Source organism: Nocardioides sp. (genome assembly GCF_041393715.1).
In the GTDB taxonomy this organism is placed as follows: Bacteria; Actinomycetota; Actinomycetes; order Propionibacteriales; family Nocardioidaceae; genus Nocardioides.
In genome coordinates this window covers 70,570-86,204 of the sequence record NZ_JAWKJQ010000007.1, presented here as the reverse complement: position 1 = coordinate 86,204, position 15,635 = coordinate 70,570, and the positions used below count along the sequence as shown (strand labels likewise).

General features: G+C 72.2%; 14 protein-coding genes. 9 read left to right on the top strand and 5 right to left on the bottom strand.

What is annotated here, in order from left to right:
• Nucleotides 1-67: 67 nt before the first annotated feature.
• Together nifJ and R2740_RS12585 are read right to left on the bottom strand one after the other, a co-directional pair.
• On the bottom strand, nt 68-3,718 hold the full coding sequence (nifJ, locus tag R2740_RS12590; RefSeq protein WP_371303039.1) for a pyruvate:ferredoxin (flavodoxin) oxidoreductase: 3,651 nt from the start codon (nt 3,716-3,718) through the stop codon (nt 68-70).
• The gene (locus R2740_RS12585; protein WP_371303038.1) at nt 3,715-5,361 is read right to left on the bottom strand and encodes an NAD(P)-binding protein; all 1,647 of its coding nucleotides are present in this window, start codon (nt 5,359-5,361) and stop codon (nt 3,715-3,717) included. The genes nifJ and R2740_RS12585 overlap by 4 nt, the downstream gene beginning before the upstream one ends.
• A gap of 238 nt (nt 5,362-5,599) precedes the next feature.
• Between R2740_RS12585 and R2740_RS12580 the strand changes: the two genes are divergently transcribed.
• From R2740_RS12580 to R2740_RS12560, 5 genes are all read left to right on the top strand, one after another.
• Nucleotides 5,600-6,265, top strand: a complete 666-nt coding sequence (locus tag R2740_RS12580) for a DUF2975 domain-containing protein (protein WP_371303037.1) — start codon at nt 5,600-5,602, stop codon at nt 6,263-6,265.
• The gene (locus tag R2740_RS12575) at nt 6,265-6,486 is read left to right on the top strand and encodes a helix-turn-helix domain-containing protein (RefSeq protein WP_371303036.1); all 222 of its coding nucleotides are present in this window, start codon (nt 6,265-6,267) and stop codon (nt 6,484-6,486) included. Before R2740_RS12580 ends, R2740_RS12575 begins: the two co-directional genes overlap by 1 nt.
• Nucleotides 6,487-6,578: 92 nt before the next feature.
• Nucleotides 6,579-7,613, top strand: coding sequence for a hypothetical protein (locus R2740_RS12570; protein WP_371303035.1), 1,035 nt, complete (start codon nt 6,579-6,581; stop codon nt 7,611-7,613).
• 168 nt (nt 7,614-7,781) lie between these two features.
• Nucleotides 7,782-8,411 carry a TetR/AcrR family transcriptional regulator gene (locus tag R2740_RS12565; RefSeq protein ID WP_371303034.1) on the top strand — a complete coding sequence of 210 codons (630 nt, stop codon included), beginning with the start codon at nt 7,782-7,784 and terminating at the stop codon, nt 8,409-8,411.
• Between the two features lie 4 nt (nt 8,412-8,415).
• Nucleotides 8,416-8,952: a gluconokinase gene (locus R2740_RS12560; RefSeq protein ID WP_371303033.1), complete on the top strand. Its 537-nt coding sequence runs from the start codon at nt 8,416-8,418 to the stop codon at nt 8,950-8,952.
• Here R2740_RS12560 and R2740_RS12555 read toward each other — a convergent pair.
• Nucleotides 8,945-9,769, bottom strand: a complete 825-nt coding sequence (locus tag R2740_RS12555) for an ABC transporter permease subunit (RefSeq protein WP_371303032.1) — start codon at nt 9,767-9,769, stop codon at nt 8,945-8,947. The two genes, R2740_RS12560 and R2740_RS12555, sit on opposite strands and share 8 nt — an antisense overlap.
• Complete coding sequence (locus R2740_RS12550) at nt 9,769-10,758, bottom strand: ABC transporter ATP-binding protein (RefSeq protein ID WP_371303031.1); 990 nt, start codon at nt 10,756-10,758, stop codon at nt 9,769-9,771. Before R2740_RS12550 ends, R2740_RS12555 begins: the two co-directional genes overlap by 1 nt.
• Before the next feature lie 56 nt (nt 10,759-10,814).
• On the opposite strand from R2740_RS12550, the gene R2740_RS12545 reads away from it, so the two are divergent.
• The 3 genes from R2740_RS12545 to R2740_RS12535 all read left to right on the top strand — a co-directional run bounded on the left by R2740_RS12545 (nt 10,815) and on the right by R2740_RS12535 (nt 14,137).
• Nucleotides 10,815-11,468, top strand: a complete 654-nt coding sequence (locus R2740_RS12545; RefSeq protein WP_371303030.1) for a DedA family protein — start codon at nt 10,815-10,817, stop codon at nt 11,466-11,468.
• Nucleotides 11,469-11,479: 11 nt separating this feature from the next.
• Complete coding sequence (locus tag R2740_RS12540) at nt 11,480-12,553, top strand: endonuclease/exonuclease/phosphatase family protein (RefSeq protein ID WP_371303029.1); 1,074 nt, start codon at nt 11,480-11,482, stop codon at nt 12,551-12,553.
• Nucleotides 12,554-12,754: 201 nt separating this feature from the next.
• A complete protein-coding gene (locus R2740_RS12535) occupies nt 12,755-14,137 on the top strand; it encodes a TolB family protein (protein WP_371303028.1) in 1,383 nt (460 codons plus the stop codon).
• Between the two features lie 15 nt (nt 14,138-14,152).
• Here R2740_RS12535 and ppgK read toward each other — a convergent pair whose 3' ends face one another.
• Complete coding sequence (gene ppgK, locus R2740_RS12530) at nt 14,153-14,920, bottom strand: polyphosphate--glucose phosphotransferase (RefSeq protein ID WP_371303027.1); 768 nt, start codon at nt 14,918-14,920, stop codon at nt 14,153-14,155.
• A gap of 117 nt (nt 14,921-15,037) precedes the next feature.
• Between ppgK and R2740_RS12525 the strand changes: the two genes are divergently transcribed.
• Nucleotides 15,038-15,619 (top strand): TetR family transcriptional regulator, encoded by a 582-nt coding sequence (locus R2740_RS12525; protein ID WP_371303026.1) that lies wholly within the window; start codon nt 15,038-15,040, stop codon nt 15,617-15,619.
• Nucleotides 15,620-15,635 lie beyond the last annotated feature (16 nt).

Sequence of the window (15,635 nt, the reverse complement as noted above, 5' to 3'; positions counted from 1 at the left end):
GGTCGCTGAATCGCGTCGTTGTGGGCCAAACGTCGACACGTCGGACCGACAGCCGGCCCCACCACCCTCAGGTGCCCAGCGGCGTGCCGTGCCCCTCCAGCGGGTGGTGCGCCTTGCGGCGCGGGTCGGGGAGGAAGTCGGCGGCGGAGCGCGTGGCCATCTCCTCGTAGGTCGCCCACCGCTGGTCGACGGCGGCCTGGGCGAGGCCGAGCAGCCGCTCCGCCTCCTCGGGGGCGGCGTCGCGCAGCGAGCGGTAGCGCAGCTCCGAGTAGACATAGTCGCGCAGCGGGATGGTCGGCCGCGGGGAGTCGAGCATGAACGGGTTGAGCCCGTGGTCGCGCAGCGTCGGGTCGTAGCGCACCAGCGGCCAGTGCCCGGAGTCGACGGCGCGCTTCTGCTGGTCCAGCCCCTTGCTCATGTCGATGCCGTGGGCGATGCAGTGGCTGTAGGCGATGATCAGCGAGGGTCCGTCGTAGGCCTCCGCCTCCCGGAACGCGCGCAGGGTCTGTTGCGGGTCGGCGCCCATCGCCACCCGGGCGACGTAGACCGAGCCGTAGGCGATCGCCTGCAGCGCCAGGTCCTTCTTCGCCGCGGTCTTGCCCGCCGACGCGAACTTCGCGACCGCGGCCAGTGGCGTGGCCTTCGACGACTGGCCGCCGGTGTTGGAGTAGACCTCGGTGTCCATCACGAGCACGTTGACGTTGCGCCCGCTGGCCAGCACGTGGTCGAGCCCGGCGGAACCGATGTCGTAGGCCCAGCCGTCGCCGCCGACGATCCAGACGCTGCGCCGCAGCAGGTGGTCGGCCACGCTGCGCAGGTCGGCCACGGCGGCCTCGTCGACCGAACCGGTCTCCGACAGCGCGTCCAGTTTCCGCATCAGCTCGCCGATCAGCTCGTGCTGGCGCGCGAGCTCCGACTCGGTCACCTGCTCCCCCGCGAGGATCTCGTCGACCAGCTCGGCACCGACCACGTCGCGCAGCTCGGTCACCCGCTGTCTGGCCAGCCGGGTGTGCAGGTCGGCGGCCAGCCGCATGCCGAGCCCGAACTCCGCGTTGTCCTCGAAGAGGGAGTTGGACCAGGCGGGGCCCCGGCCCTCGGCGTTCTTGGCCCACGGCGTCGTCGGCAGGTTGCCGCCGTAGATCGAGGAACAGCCGGTGGCGTTGGCCACCGTCGAGCGGTCGCCGAACAGCTGGGTGAGCAGCTTGAGGTACGGCGTCTCGCCGCACCCCGCGCAGGCGCCCGAGAACTCGAAGAGCGGTTGCAGGAACTGCGTGCCGCGCACCGTCCCGAAGTCCACCCGCGACCGCGAGGTCAGCGGCAGCCGCTCGAAGAACGCGACCTGCGCCGGTCCGGCGTCGAGCACCGCCCGGTCCTCGGTCAGGTTGATCGCCTTGCGGTCACCGGACTCCGCGTCGGCTGCCGCCGGCACCGTGATCGGGCAGGCCTCGACGCACAGCCCACACCCGGTGCAGTCCTCGGTGTAGACCTGCAGCGTGTAGCGCGAGCTGGGCAGCCCGGCGGCGTTGAGCGGCGCCGACACGAAGCCGTCGGGTGCCTCGTCCAGCCAGTCGGCCTCGTAGAACTTCGCGCGCAGCACGGAGTGCGGGCAGACGAAGGCGCAGTTGCCGCACTGGATGCACGCCTCGGGGTCCCAGGCGGCGACCAGGTCGGAGATCCGCCGCTTCTCGTACGCCGTGGTGCCGCTCGGCCAGGTGCCGTCGGCGGGGAGTGCGCTCACCGGCAGCTCGTCGCCGCGGCCGGCCATCATCGTGGCCGTGACCGTCCGGACGAACTCCGGCGCCGTGTCGGGCACCAGCGGTGGGGCCGGCCGCGCCGAGGTCACGCCGGGCACCTCGATCTCGTGCAGCTCCCCGAGCGCGGCGTCGACGGCGGCCTCGTTGCGGGCGACCACGTCGGCGCCGCGACGCGCGTAGGTCTTGCGGATCGCACCCTTCACCTGGGTGATCGCCTCGTCGCGCGGCAGCACGCCGGAGATCGCGAAGAAGCAGGTCTGCAGCACCGTGTTGGTGCGGCCGGGCAGGCCGGCGTCACGGGCCACCCGACCCGCGTCGATCGCGAACAGCCGCAGCCGCTTGGCGACGATCTGCTCCTGCGCCGGCGTCGACAGGGCGTCCCACACCTCGTCGGGTGGGAGCGGGGCGTTGAGCAGCAGGGTGCCGCCGGGTGCGGCGACCCCGAGGACGTCGAGCTTGTCGAGCAGGCCGAGGTGGTGGCAGCCCACGAAGCCCGCCTCGCGGACGAGGTACGGCGCCCGGATCGGGTGCGGCCCGAACCGCAGGTGCGACACCGTCGTGGCGCCCGACTTCTTGGAGTCGTAGACGAAGTAGGCCTGGGCGAACACCGACTCGTCGGCGCCGAGGATCTTGATGGTGTTCTTGTTGGCGCCGACGGTGCCGTCGGAGCCCAGCCCGAAGAAGACCGCCCGCAGGGTCTCGGGGTCCTCGATGTCGAGCGCCGCGTCGTAGTCGAGCGAGGTGCCGCTGACGTCGTCGCGGATGCCGACGGTGAACCGGCTCGGCAGGTCGCCGCCGTCGAGGGCGGCGTAGACCCCGGCGACCATGCCGGGGGTGAACTCCTTCGACGACAGGCCGTAGCGGCCGCCGACGACCCGCGGCATCGAGGCCAGCCGCCCCGCGGCTGCGGCCTCCGACAGTGCCGTCACCACGTCGAGGAAGAGCGGCTCGCCGCCGGCGCCGGGCTCCTTGGTCCGGTCGAGCACGGCCACCGTGCGCACGGACGTCGGCAGCGCCGCCACCAGCTCGTCGGCGGGGAAGGGTCGGTAGAGGCGCAGCCGGAGCACGCCGACCCGCTCCCCGGCGGCGACCAGGTGCCGCACCGTCTCCGCCACCGTCTGGCCGCCGGAGCCCATGATCACCACGACCCGCTCGGCCTCGGGGTGGCCGTCGTACTCGACGAGGCGATAGCCACGGCCGGTGTGTCCGGCCACCTCGTCCATCGCGGCCTGCACGAGGCCGGGCACGGCGGAGTAGTAGGGGTTGACCGTCTCGCGTGCCTGGAAGTAGACGTCGGGATTCTGCGCGGTGCCCCGCACCATCGGCCGCTCCGGCGACAGCGAGCGCAGCCGGTGGTCGTGCACCAGCGACTCGGGTACGACGGCGCGCAGCACGTCGTCGGACAGCAGCTCGATGGTGTTGAGCTCGTGGGAGGTGCGGAAGCCGTCGAAGAAGTGCACGAACGGCACCCGGGCCCGCAGCGTCGCCGCCTGCGCGACCAGGGCGAAGTCGTGGGCCTCCTGCACCGAGCCGGAGGAGAGCAGCGCGAACCCGGTCTGCCGGACCGCCATCACGTCCTGGTGGTCACCGAAGATCGACAACCCCTGGGCCGCCAGCGACCGGGCCGCGACGTGGATCACCGACGAGGTGAGCTCGCCGGCGATCTTGTACATGTTGGGGATCATCAGCAGCAGGCCCTGCGAGGCCGTGAACGTGGTGGCGAGCGCCCCCGCCTGCAGCGCGCCGTGCAGCGCGCCGGCCGCGCCGCCCTCGCTCTGCATCTCGATCACCGTCGGCACGGTGCCCCAGACGTTGGCCCGCTCGTGGCTCGACCACTCGTCGGCCAGCTCGGCCATCGTCGAGGACGGGGTGATGGGGTAGATCGCGCACAGCTCGTTGAGCCGGTAGGCCACGTCGGCCGCGGCCTCGTTGCCGTCGATGGTGGTGCGTCGGACCTCGCTCACCACAGCACCTCCGCGTCGGGGGACTCGCCGATCAGCTCGATCGCATGCACCGGACACTGCCGGACACACGTGCCGCAGCCGGTGCACAGGTCGTAGTCGAAGCGGTAGCGGTTGCCCGGCCCGAGCTTGATGACCGCATCCTCGGGACACGAGCCGAGGCATCCGTCGCACTCGAAGCAGTTGCCGCACGACAGGCACCGGCCGGCCTCGAACGTCGCCTCGTCGGGCGACAGCCCGGCCACCACCTCGTCGAAGGCCCGCACCCGCGACTCCGGGTCGAGCGCGGCCTGCTGCCGCTGCGCGTGGTCGCCGAAGTACCACAGATGGAGCTTGTCGAACGACGCCAGCGGGTGCTTCGGGGCGGGGCCCGCGTCGTCGCCGCGCAGCCAGGCGTCGATGCTGCGGGCGGCCTTCTTGCCGTGCCCGACGCCGACGGTGACGGTGCGCTCGCTCGGCACCGCGTCGCCGCCGGCGAACACCCCCGGCGCCCCGGTCATCAACGTCAGCGGGTCGACCTGCACGACGTCGCCGTCGAACTCCACGCCCGGCAGGCCGGCCAGGAACCGGGTGTCGCTCTCCTGGCCCAGCGCCAGGATCACGGTGTCGGCGGCCAGCGTCTCGAACGTGCCCGTGCCGTGCGGACGGCCGTTGTCGTCGAGCTCCTGGACCTCCACGGTCAGCTCGTGCTCGTCCATGTCGGCGATGGTGCGCAGCCAGTTGATCCGGATGCCCTCCTGCTCGGCCTCGAGGGCCTCCTCCTCGTGGGCGGGCATCTGCTCGCGGGTACGTCGATAGACGATGACGGTGTCGTCGGCGCCGAGCCGGCGGGCGACGCGGGCGGCGTCCATCGCGGTGTTGCCGCCGCCGTAGACCGCCACCCGGCCGAGCTGGCCGGAGGCCTCGCCGGACTCGACCCCGCGCAGGAACGTCACGGCGTCGAGCACCCGGCCGGCGTCCTGGTGGGGGATGTCGACCCGCTTGGAGAGGTGCGCCCCCACCGCGACGAACGCCGCGTCGAAGCCGCCCTCGGTGAGCTCCGCCTGGAGGTCGGTCACCACGTGGTCCTGCTCGAACACCACACCGATCCCCGCGATCCGGGCGATCTCGGCGTCCAGGATCGACCGCGGGAGCCGATAGGCCGGGATGCCGTAGCGCATCATCCCGCCCGGTTTCGGGGAGTTGTCGCGGACCACGACGTCATGGCCGCGGCGGCGGAGGTGGTAGGCGGCGGAGAGCCCGCTCGGCCCGGCGCCGACCACCAGCACCCGCTTCCCCGTCTCCTCCGTCGGCGGGTCGAACTGCCAGCCCTGCTCGAGGGCGAGGTCGCCGAGGAACCGCTCGACCGCGTGGATCGAGACCGTGCCGTCGAGCCGGGTGCGGTTGCAGGCCTCCTCGCACGGGTGGTAGCAGACCCGGCCGTGGATGGCCGGGAACGGGTTGTCGCGGGTGAGGGTGCGCCACGCGGGCTCGTGGTGGCCGGCCTTGGCGTCGGCCAGCCAGGCCTGGATGTTCTCGCCGGCGGGGCAGCGCTCGTTGCACGGTGGCAGGAGGTCGACATAGACGGGGCGCTGGGTGCGGACCGGGCCGGATCTCCGACGCCCCGTCCCCAACGCGCTGGGTGGTGCGATGTCCCTCTCGGTCACGGGGTCCTCCTCGGGAGGCCTGGACGTGTCGGTCGGCGCGAGGCGGTGGGTCGGGCGCGGCCGGCGTACGACGGCTCGTCGTACTCCGCTCTCGACGATAGTCCGGGTCGGCGCGGCCCCGCACGTCGGGCGGGTGGGACCTCCGTCACGGTGCCCTCTTGACATCGTTTGTCGATATGCATATCGTTTTTCGTGAACATCGACAAACGATGTGTTGTCGTCAGGCAGGGGGACCGTCATGAACAGCACCACCTCATCCAGCCCGACCCCGTCGGGTGGTCGCGACGCCACCGGGGAGCGACGCGACTGGTTCCGCTTCGACCGCGCCGACCAGTGGGGCCTGGCTCTGCTGCTCGCACTCGGGGTGGCGGTCGGCGTGGTCGCCTGGCTGCTCGCCCCGATCATCGGCTGGGCGCAGGGCGACCCTCTGGCGGTGCCCTTCTTCAGCGAGGTCGAGGTGCCGGGTCTGGCGGCAGCCGGGATCGGCCACAGCGAGGCCGACTACTCCCTGCTGCTGTCCGACCCGAGCACCGGTCAGCGGATGGCCGACCTCGTTCCGGGGGTCGTCTACCTGCTGCTGGTGTCCGCGGTGGCCTGGCTGCTGCTGCGGGTGATGCTGACCATCGGCCGGGGTGAGCCGTTCGACCCGGCGAACGTGCGTCGGCTCCGCGTTCTGGCGCTGGTGCTGATGGCCGGCTGGACCGTCGCCTACTTCGTCGAGGCCACCTGCACGTTCGCAATCCTGGCCGACGTCGACCTGGAGTCCGCCGGGGTCGAGGGAGGTCCGCGCGCCGCCCTGACCCTGCCGGTGGTGCCGTTCGTGACCGGCCTGATCACCGCGATGGTCGCCGAGGCGTTCAAGGCCGGCACCCGCCTCCAGGACGACGTGGACGGGCTCGTCTGATGCCGGTCGAGGAGCCGCACCGGGTCGAGTGCCACCTCGACCGGCTGCTGCAGGAGCGGGGGATGACGCTCGCGGCGCTGGCCGAGGAGGTGGGGGTGACCGTGGTCAACCTCAGCGTGCTGAAGAACAACCGGGCCAAGGCGATCCGGTTCAGCACCCTCACCGCCCTGTGCGAGGTGCTCGGCTGCGAGGTCGGCGACCTGCTGACCGTGGCCGACTGACGCACCCCGGACGGGCCATCCGAGCCGGACGATCGGCTCGAGCTGCGCCGTTCGACTGGCGCACCCCGGGCCGATCCGTCACGCTGGCACGCATGCTCCGCCGCTGCTGCCTCCTCCTGCTCGCGCTGGTCGTGTCCGTCGGGGTGCTGCCCGGCGCACCGACGTACGCCGCCGACAAGGGCGCCAAGCACGTCAAGGTGCCCTCCGCCGGCAAGGCGGTCGACACCTCCAGCCCCGACCGGTGGGTGGGCAACGGCACGCCCGCGAGCTGCACCTCGGCGGCCGTCGTCCGCGCGGTGAAGAAGGGCGGGATCATCCGCTTCCGGTGCGGGCCCGACCCGATCCGGATCGTCATGAAGGCGACGGCCAAGGTCGTCAACACCAGCAAGCGGGTGGTCCTCGACGGCGAGGGCAAGGTGACGCTGAGCGGGGCCGGCAAGCGGCGCATCCTCTACCAGAACACCTGCGACAAGAACCAGATCTGGACGACCAGCCACTGCAACGACCAGTCCTACCCCAAGCTGGTCGTGCAGCACCTCCGGCTGGTGCAGGGCAACTCGACCGGCAAGAAGCTCGACGGCGGGGGAGGCGGCGCCATCTTCGCTCGCGGCGGTCGACTCAAGATCGTCGACTCGACGTTCGTGCGCAACCGGTGCGACAAGTCCGGCCCCGACCTCGGTGGTGCGGCGGTGCGGGTGCTCGACCAGTTCCACGACCTGCCGGTCTATGTCGTCGGCAGCCGGTTCAAGGGGGGCCGCTGCAGCAACGGCGGGGCACTCTCCAGCATCGGCGTCTCGTGGTCGGTCTACAACAGCGTCTTCACCAAGAACAAGGCGATCGGTCACGGCGCCAACCCGGCGCGGGCGGGCACCAAGGGCGGCGGTTCCGGCGGCGCGATCTACAACGACGGCAACACCATGCGCCTCTATGTCGCCGGCACCACGATGACCGACAACCACGCCAACGAGGGCGGAGGCGCGATCTTCTACGTCAGCAACGACCGGTCGGGGACGCTCGCGATCACCTGGTCCACCCTGAAGCGCAACGTCAGCGAGGGGTTCGAGACGGTCCCCGGCATCTTCTTCCTGGGCAAGAAGCGCACGATCACGCACTCGATCGTCCGCTGACCCGGGACGGTCGCAGGGCTCTGAGCCGGCTTGGCGTGACGCCGCCCGGAGAAAACGACAGCGGCGTCCGGTACCCCACGAACCCGACGCCGCTTGCGTTTCCCAGTTGTGGAAACGATAAATGCGTTCGGCCACGGTCCCTGCTGCGACACGCTAACTTCTCAGATTGTGGGCACCACACAACCCCGACGCCGTGGCCGCCCGCCGGTTCACCGACGTGATGACCTGCTGGCCGCCGCCTCCCGGAGTCTGCTCCGGCGGGGCTACGCCGGTCTGCGCTACCAGGACGTCACCGAGGAGAGCGGCGTGGCCGTCGCGAGCCTGCGGCACTACTTCCCGACGCTGGCCGCGCTGCGCCAGGAGGCCCTGCGGCACCTGGTGAGGTCCGAGCTCACCGATCTGCAGAGCTCGTTGCGAGAGACCGAGGACCCCTGGCAGCGACTGCGCCAGTTCTTCATGAGCGCGGTCTCGCTCGACCAGGACGCCGGAGGTGGTCGCGACGGCTGGTTGCTCTGGCTGGAGTACTGGCGGGCCGCGGCGCACGAGCCGGATCTCGCCAAGGATCGGGTGGCGGTCGACAAGGCGTGGGACTCCTACGCCCAGGACTGCATCGAGCAGGGCGTGGCCCAGGGTGAGTTCCACCTCGACCAGGCCCCCGAGGAGGCGGCACGGGAGCTGCACGCGCTGATCGACGGTTTCGGCGGCCGGCTCACCGTGCAGGGCGGCCCGAAGGCGCAGCGCACCACCGAGCAGGCCCTCGAGCGCGCCGTACGCCGGATGCTCGGGATGGCGGTCTGACTCGGTGACCCCGCCTCCCGGCGCCGAGCGCCGGATCGTCGTCCTGGGGGTCTCCGGGAGCGGCAAGACGACCGTGGGCGAGGCGCTGGCGGCGCGGCTGGGGTCGGGCTTCGTCGATGCCGATGATCTGCACCCGCCGGCCAACGTGGCGAAGATGGCGGCCGGGGTCCCGCTGACCGACGAGGACCGGGAGCCGTGGCTGCGTGCCGTCGCCGGCGTCCTCGCGGAGGCTCGGGCCGAGGGCCGCGGCCTGGTCGTGGCCTGCTCGGCGCTGCGGCGGCGCTATCGGGACCAGCTGCGCGTCGGCGACCCGGAGCTGCTCTGCCTGCTGCTCGACGGGTCGCGCGAGCTGCTCGAGTCGCGGTTGCGGGCCCGGCGCGGCCACTTCATGCCGGCAGACCTGCTGGACAGCCAGCTGGCCACGCTCGAGCCACTGGTCGCCGACGAGCGCGGGACCGTCCTCGACCTCGCCTTGCCGGTGGCCGACCTGGTCGAGGCCGCCGCCCGAGCAGCCGGAGACGCCCGACCGCGGCTCAGCTGATGTCCTCGCGCACCGTGCGCCAGATGCCGAGCCCGGCCAGCACCGCGGCGTACGCCGCCAGCACCAGGGCGGCCGCCCACCAGGAGAGCCGGACCGTGTCGCTGCTGCTCTCGACCGTGTTGATCACGGCGTTGGTGGCCTCGCTCGGGAAGAAGGGCACGACGTGCTGGCGCAGCGCGTCGACGAACGACAGCCCGAAGGCGAGCAGCGGCTCGACGATCCAGGCCACTCCGACGCCGATCAGCAGGGCGGCGATCTGGTTGCGGATCAGGATGCCGACTCCGAGCCCGATCAGCGCCCACAGGCCTAGCACCAGCAGCGAGAGCGCCAACGTCCGGAGCACCTCGACCGAGGGGAAGGGGTCCTTGCCGAACAGCGCGAGGGTGGTGGCGCCGAAGGCGACGGAGCCGGCCATGCTGACCAGCGCGTAGCCGGCGCCGATCACCAACAGGGCGACCACCTTGGCGAGCATCACCCGCACCCGCTTCGGTGTGGCGAGGAAGGTGCCGGTGATCGTCTGGTGGCGGTACTCCGAGCCGATCTGGATCACGCCGATGGTCAGCAGCAGCAGGTAGCCCACCCCGATGCCGGCGGTGTAGACGGTGTTGACGATCTGGGTGGTGTCGCCGACGATGCTGCCGCCGCCGTTGCTCAGCTGGCCGAGGTTGTCGGTGCCGTAGAGCACCCCGAACAGGGTGGAGAACGCGGCGCCCCCGGCGAAGACGCCGATCGCCATGCCCCACCACAGCCGGGTGGTGAAGAGCTTGAGCAGCTCGGAGCGCACCTGCCGGCCGAGTGAGGGTCCGCGGGTGGCCATCAGGCGGCACCTCCCTCGAGGGACTCGTGCGGGCCGGTCGCGTGCGGATGCTCCAGCTGGTCGGAGGTGACCTGGAAGAAGATCTTCTCCAGGTCGCTGCGGCTGGCCGTCAGCTCCCACAGGGGGCAGCCGAGCGCGTGCGCCAGCTCCCCGACCAGCCGCAGGTCGGTGGTCTGCGCGACCACCGCGCCACTGGGGTCGACCTGGGCGGCCACGCCACGCTCGGCCAGACCCCGAAGCAGCGGCTCGGGCTCGGGGGTGCGGGCGATCGTGCTCCGCGCGCCGGCGAGCTCCGCCAGCGACGCGTCGGCGACCAGCCGGCCGCGGTGCACGATGATCACGTGGTCGGCGGTCTGCTCGACCTCGGGCAGCAGGTGGCTGGAGACCAGCACGGTCTTGCCCTCGTCGGTCAGGTGGCGAAGGAAGCCGCGCAGCCAGCGGATGCCTTGCGGGTCCAGGCCGTTGGCCGGCTCGTCGAGGAGCAGCACCTGCGGGTCGCCGAGCAGTGCGGCTGCCAGGCCGAGCCGCTGCCGCATGCCGAGGGAGTAGTCGCCGGCCCGCCGCCGTGCGAACGTCGCGATCCCGACCAGCTCCAGCAGCTCGTCGACGCGGCGGTCGGGGATGCCGGAGGTGCCGGCGAGGACGCGGAGGTGGTCGCGTCCCGAGCGCCCCGGGTGGAAGCTGGTCGCCTCCAGCGCCGCCCCGACGGTGCCGAGCGGGTCGGGCAGGTCGGCGTAGGGACGGCCGTCGATCAGCGCCGACCCACTGGTGGGCCGGACCAGACCGAGCAGCATCCGCAGCGTCGTGGTCTTGCCCGCGCCGTTGGGGCCGAGGAACCCGGTGACCCGGCCGGCCGGGACCGCGAACGACAGCTGGTCCACCGCGGTGAACGAGCCGAACCGCTTGGTCAGCCCGCGGACCTCGACCCTGGCGGGCGTGTCGTCCGGAGGCGCGGAGTCGGGGAGGCTGGTCCGGGCGGTTGGGTCCATGATGCGATCCTGTCAGGAGCGGCCAACGTGGGCACGTCGCGAGAGGAGGCGGGCCGGTGACCGGGGTCGTCGACCAGCTGCTGCAGCTCTCGGGGCCGGTGGCCTACGCCGTCATCGCGGCGCTGGTCTTCGCCGAGGCCGCGCTGTTCGTCGGCTTCGTGCTGCCGGGGGAGACCGCGGTGCTGCTCGGTGGCGTGCTGGCCTCGACCGGGCACCTCACGCTGTGGCTGCTGCTGGTCATCGTCGTGGTGGCCGCGGTGGTCGGCGACTCGGTGGGCTTCGAGGTGGGCCGGGCCTTCGGGCCGCGGCTGCTCGGGGTGCGCCCGATGCGCCGGCATGCCTCCCGGTTGGAGCAGGCCCAGGGCTACCTGCGCGACCGGGGGGGCCGGGCCGTGGTGCTCGGCCGGTGGACCGCCTTCCTGCGTGCGGTGATGCCGGCGCTGGCGGGCGCCAGCCGGATGCACTACCCCCGGTTCCTGGCGTTCAACGCCGCCGGCGGCCTGGTGTGGGGCGTGGGTGTGACCCTGGCCGGCTACTTCGCGGGGACGTCGTACCAGCTGGTGGCGACGCGGCTCAGCCAGGCGGGCGCGGTCGCCGCCGCCCTGGTCCTGCTCGGCGCCCTCTATGCCTGGCACCGGCACCGACGGCTCCACCCGACGGGTTCGGAGAGCTCGTCCAAACCGCCCTCGACGAGCGACGAGGCTCCCTAGACTGCTGGCTCGTGAAGCGAGCCGTGGGGTGGGTGATCCGGCTGGCCGTCGGGCTGCTGCTGCTCGCCCTGGTGGCCGGCGGCACCGTCTACGCGCTCACCTACCACCCCGACGCCGTCGAGGCGGCCGAGGTCACCTGCCCCAGCGCCGCCGAGCCGCTCGACGCCGGGCAGCAGGTCCGGGTGATGAGCTGGAACGTGCAGTACCTCGCGGGCCGCGGCTACGTCTTCTGGTACGACGTCCCCGACGGCGCCGGGCCGGACAAGCGCCCCACCAAGCAGTCGCTGGCCCGGACCCTGCAGGAGGTCGCGCAGGAGATCCGTGACGAGGACCCCGACGTGGTGCTGCTCCAGGAGGTCGACCGCAGCAGTGCCCGCACCGACGGCGTCGACCAGCTCGCGCAGCTCAAGGCGCGGCTGGGGGGCGCCTTCCCGTGCACCGCCTCGGCCTACTACTGGAAGGCCCGGTTCGTGCCGCACCCGAAGGTGATGGGCGAGGTCGGGATGAGCCTGGGCGTGCTGAGCAAGACCCGCATCGACAGCGCCACCCGCTACCAGCTCCCGCATCTCTGCGGCGACCCCGTCACCGTCGCCTTCAACTTCGACCGGGCCGTGCTGGCCGTCGAGCTGCCGGTGCGCGGCGGCGACCCGTTCACCGTCCTCGACACCCATCTCGACGCGTTCGCGCAGGGCTGCGACACGATGCAGCGTCAGGTCGAGGCGGTGCAGAGCATCCTCGACGACACCGCCGGGCCGTGGGTCGCCGGCGGGGACTTCAACCTGCTCGCCACCCGGTCGGCGTACGACCGGCTGCCGAAGGCGCAGCAGCGTCTCTATGACCCGGACACCGAGCTGGCGCCGCTGCTCGAGGCCTACCGCCACTTCCCCTCCACGGCGCAGGTCGACAGCGGGGACCCGGCGTACTTCACGCAGTTCCCCAACGACCCGTCGGTGACGGCACCCGACCGCACCATCGACTACCTGTTCTTCTCCGACGGCCTGCGCGTCCGCGCCCAGCGGGTGCGGCAGGACGACCCCAAGGTGAGCGACCACTTCTCCCTGCTCGCGACGGTGACGCTGCCGTGACCCTGCCCTGATCCTGCCGTGACCCTGCCGTGACCCTGCCCTGATCCGGCCGGCCGCGGGTTGTGTCCGGCCCCGCGGAGACGACGACGGCTGGGACACACGACCGGAGGGAACGGGGGTAACGTGGCCGGGTCGATCGACGACGAGACGGGGGTTTCCATGTCGGTGAGGGTTCGGGTCCTTCTGGTCGCGGCAGCTGCCGTGACGGCGTCGCTCGCGGCGCTGCCGGGTGCCGGGGCGGCGGCCCCCCAGCCGGTGATCGCCACCACGCGGATGGCCAGCGCGCACGCCGGCCTGGCCTACTCCTTCAAGCTCAAGACGACGACGCCGAGCCGTCCCGGCAAGTGGCAGATCCTCAGCGGCGACACCGACGGCCTGACCCTGGAGCCGAAGACCGGGGTGATGTCCGGCGTGCCGGTCGCGGTCGGCACCTTCATCCTCCGGGTGCGGTTCACCGACGCCAAGGGCGCGGGCCGGGTCACCGACCGGGTGCAGCTCGATGTCGGGCCGGTGACGCCCTACGGCATCTACTCACGGCTCACCACCGGTGACGACACCAGCGACATCCCGGAGATCTCCGCCAACGGGGCCTGGGTGGCCTTCGCCTCGGTCGCCTCCGACCTGGGTGGTCCGACCAACGCGGCCGGCGGCTGGGTCTACCGCGTGCACACCGGCTCCGAGCAGGTCCGGCCGGTGGCGCCCGGCACGGCGCCCGACATCTCTGCCGACGGACGGCTGATCGCCTTCGTCTCGTGGTCGCGTCACCTGGTGAGCCACGACCCCGACGGCACCCAGGAGGACGTCTTCATCTGGCGGAAGGGACACAGCGGCTTCCAGCTCGTGCCGCGCTCGCGGGGCGCCCTCTCGGTGAGCGTGTCCGACGACGGACGCTACGTCGCCTACGACACCCGCGCCCGCTTGGTGAAGGCAGACCGTGACAAGCGGCCCGACGTCTACGTCTACGACCGGAAGAAGCGGACCACCACCTTCGTCAACGCCGGGGCGGACCGTCGGGCGGAGACGCCGGTGCTGTCCGGCAACGGTCGATGGCTGACCTACGCCGTCGCGCGGTCGGCCGCCCCCGGCGTCGGAGACGTGGTGCTCCGCGACCTTCGCACCGGCCGGTCGCAGAAGATCACCGACGGCTCGGTGCTCGCCAGCGACCCGGCGCTGTCGGCCGACGGCGGGGTGGTGGCCTACTACGTGTCCGACTACTCGGGACCCGACTACGCCTACGACGTGCGCGTCTACACCGCCGCGTCGGGGAGCACGGTCAGCGTGCCCTCCGGATACGTCGACCTCGGCGGCGAGCCCACCGTCTCGGGCGACGGGTCGGTGGTGGCGTTCGCCGGCGTCGTGAGCGGTCAGAGCCAGGTGCTGTCCTGGAGCCCGGGCGCCGCCGACGTCACCCAGCTCACCGACGGCAACTACGGCAGCGAGGAGCCGTCGCTGTCCGGCAACGGCCAGCGGATCGCCTTCACCTCCTACGCCACCGACCTGGTCCCCGGACGCACCGGCAGGCCCAGCGGCAGCTATGCGAGCCCCGACGTGTTCCTCTGGGAGCCGAGCCCAGCGTCGACCTGAGCGCGGCCGGGCCGGTCAGTCGCGCAGCTCCCGCTCGGCGACCAGGGCGGCCCCGACGATGCCGGCCTTGTTGCGCAGCGTGGCGGGCACGAGGGGGGTGTCGATCCCGATCAGCGGCAGGAACTCGTCGCTGTGCTTGGACACCCCGCCGCCGACGACGATCAGGTCGGGGGAGAACAGCGCCTCGAGCGTGGAGTAGTAGCGCCTCAGTCGCTTCGCCCACGTCTCCCAGGACAGCTCCTCGCGCTCGCGGGCGGAGTTGGCGGCCCGCGACTCCGCGTTGTGGCCGTCGATCTCGAGATGGCCGAGCTCGGAGTTGGGCACCAGCACGCCGTCGTGGACCATCGCCGACCCGATGCCGGTGCCGAGTGTGGTGACGATGACCAGGCCGCGTTGGCCGCGCGCCGCGCCGTACCGGACCTCGGCGAGGCCGGCCGCGTCGGCGTCGTTGACCACGTGGACGTCGCGGCCGGTGGCCCGGGTGAACAGGGCGTCGGCGTCGGTGCCGATCCAGGCCTTGTCGATGTTGGCGGCGGAGTGGACCACGCCGTGCCTGACGACGCCGGGGACCGTGACGCCGACCGGTCCGCCCGAGTCCGGCAGCTGGGCGAGCAGCTCCACCATCGCCTCCGCCACCGCGTCGGGGGTGGCCGGCTGCGGGGTGTCGACCCGGACCCGCTCGGAGGCGAAGTCACCGGTCTCGAGGTCGACCGCGGCGGCCTTGATGCCGGAGCCGCCGAAGTCGATGCCGGTCGGGTGGTCGGGCTGGTTCGCAGGAGCCATGGGACCAGTCTCGCGCAGGTCGCCGGCCCGGGGTACGGCGCCCGGCCAGGCAAAATCCGCACCGTGAAGCGAGAATCCTCTTCCACTGGCCCCGCGTGGCTTCCTACACTGTCGCCCGTGTCCGAGCCCGGGGGTGTCGAGAGTACCCGCGACAAGATCCTGTCCGCGGCCGTCGAGCTGACGGCTTCGGGCGGATGGGCGTCGCTGACGATGGCGAGCCTGGCGGCGCGCGCCGGCGTCAGCAGGCAGACGGTCTACAACGAGTTCGGCAACCGGGAGCGGCTCGGCGAGGCGATGGTGCTGCGCGAGCTCGCCGGCTTCTGGCTCCCCGTCGAGGATGCCTTCGACGCCCATCCCGACGACCTGCTCGCCGCGATCCACCAGGCGGTCGAGTCGGTGCTGACGGCCGCGCGCGACCAGCCGGTGCTGCAGGCGATCCTCAGCGGCGGTCAGGGCGCCGACGTCGGGCTGCTGCCGCTGCTCACCACCAACGCCGGCGAGCTGATCGAGCTGGCGAAGTCGATGATCCGCAGCCGCAGCGTGGCCTACGACCTGGACATGGACGACGCCGCCCGGCTGGCCACCCTCGACACCATCGTGCGGATGATCTTCTCCCACCTGACCACCCCGGCGGTCGAGCCCGGCCAGGCTGCCGACGACCTCACCTGGGTGGCCGGCCGGCTGATCATCTTCGCCTGACCCGCGCCTCCCGGTG

Excerpts from the sequence above, each read along its gene's own strand:
- R2740_RS12555 (WP_371303032.1), bottom strand. The coding sequence starts at position 9,769 with ATGGCCACCCGCGGACCCTCACTCGGCCGGCAGGTGCGCTCCGAGCTG.
- R2740_RS12570 (WP_371303035.1), top strand. The coding sequence starts at position 6,579 with ATGCTCCGCCGCTGCTGCCTCCTCCTGCTCGCGCTGGTCGTGTCCGTC.
- R2740_RS12580 (WP_371303037.1), top strand. The coding sequence starts at position 5,600 with ATGAACAGCACCACCTCATCCAGCCCGACCCCGTCGGGTGGTCGCGAC.
- R2740_RS12575 (WP_371303036.1), top strand. The coding sequence starts at position 6,265 with ATGCCGGTCGAGGAGCCGCACCGGGTCGAGTGCCACCTCGACCGGCTG.
- R2740_RS12550 (WP_371303031.1), bottom strand. The coding sequence starts at position 10,758 with ATGGACCCAACCGCCCGGACCAGCCTCCCCGACTCCGCGCCTCCGGAC.
- ppgK (WP_371303027.1), bottom strand. The coding sequence starts at position 14,920 with ATGGCTCCTGCGAACCAGCCCGACCACCCGACCGGCATCGACTTCGGC.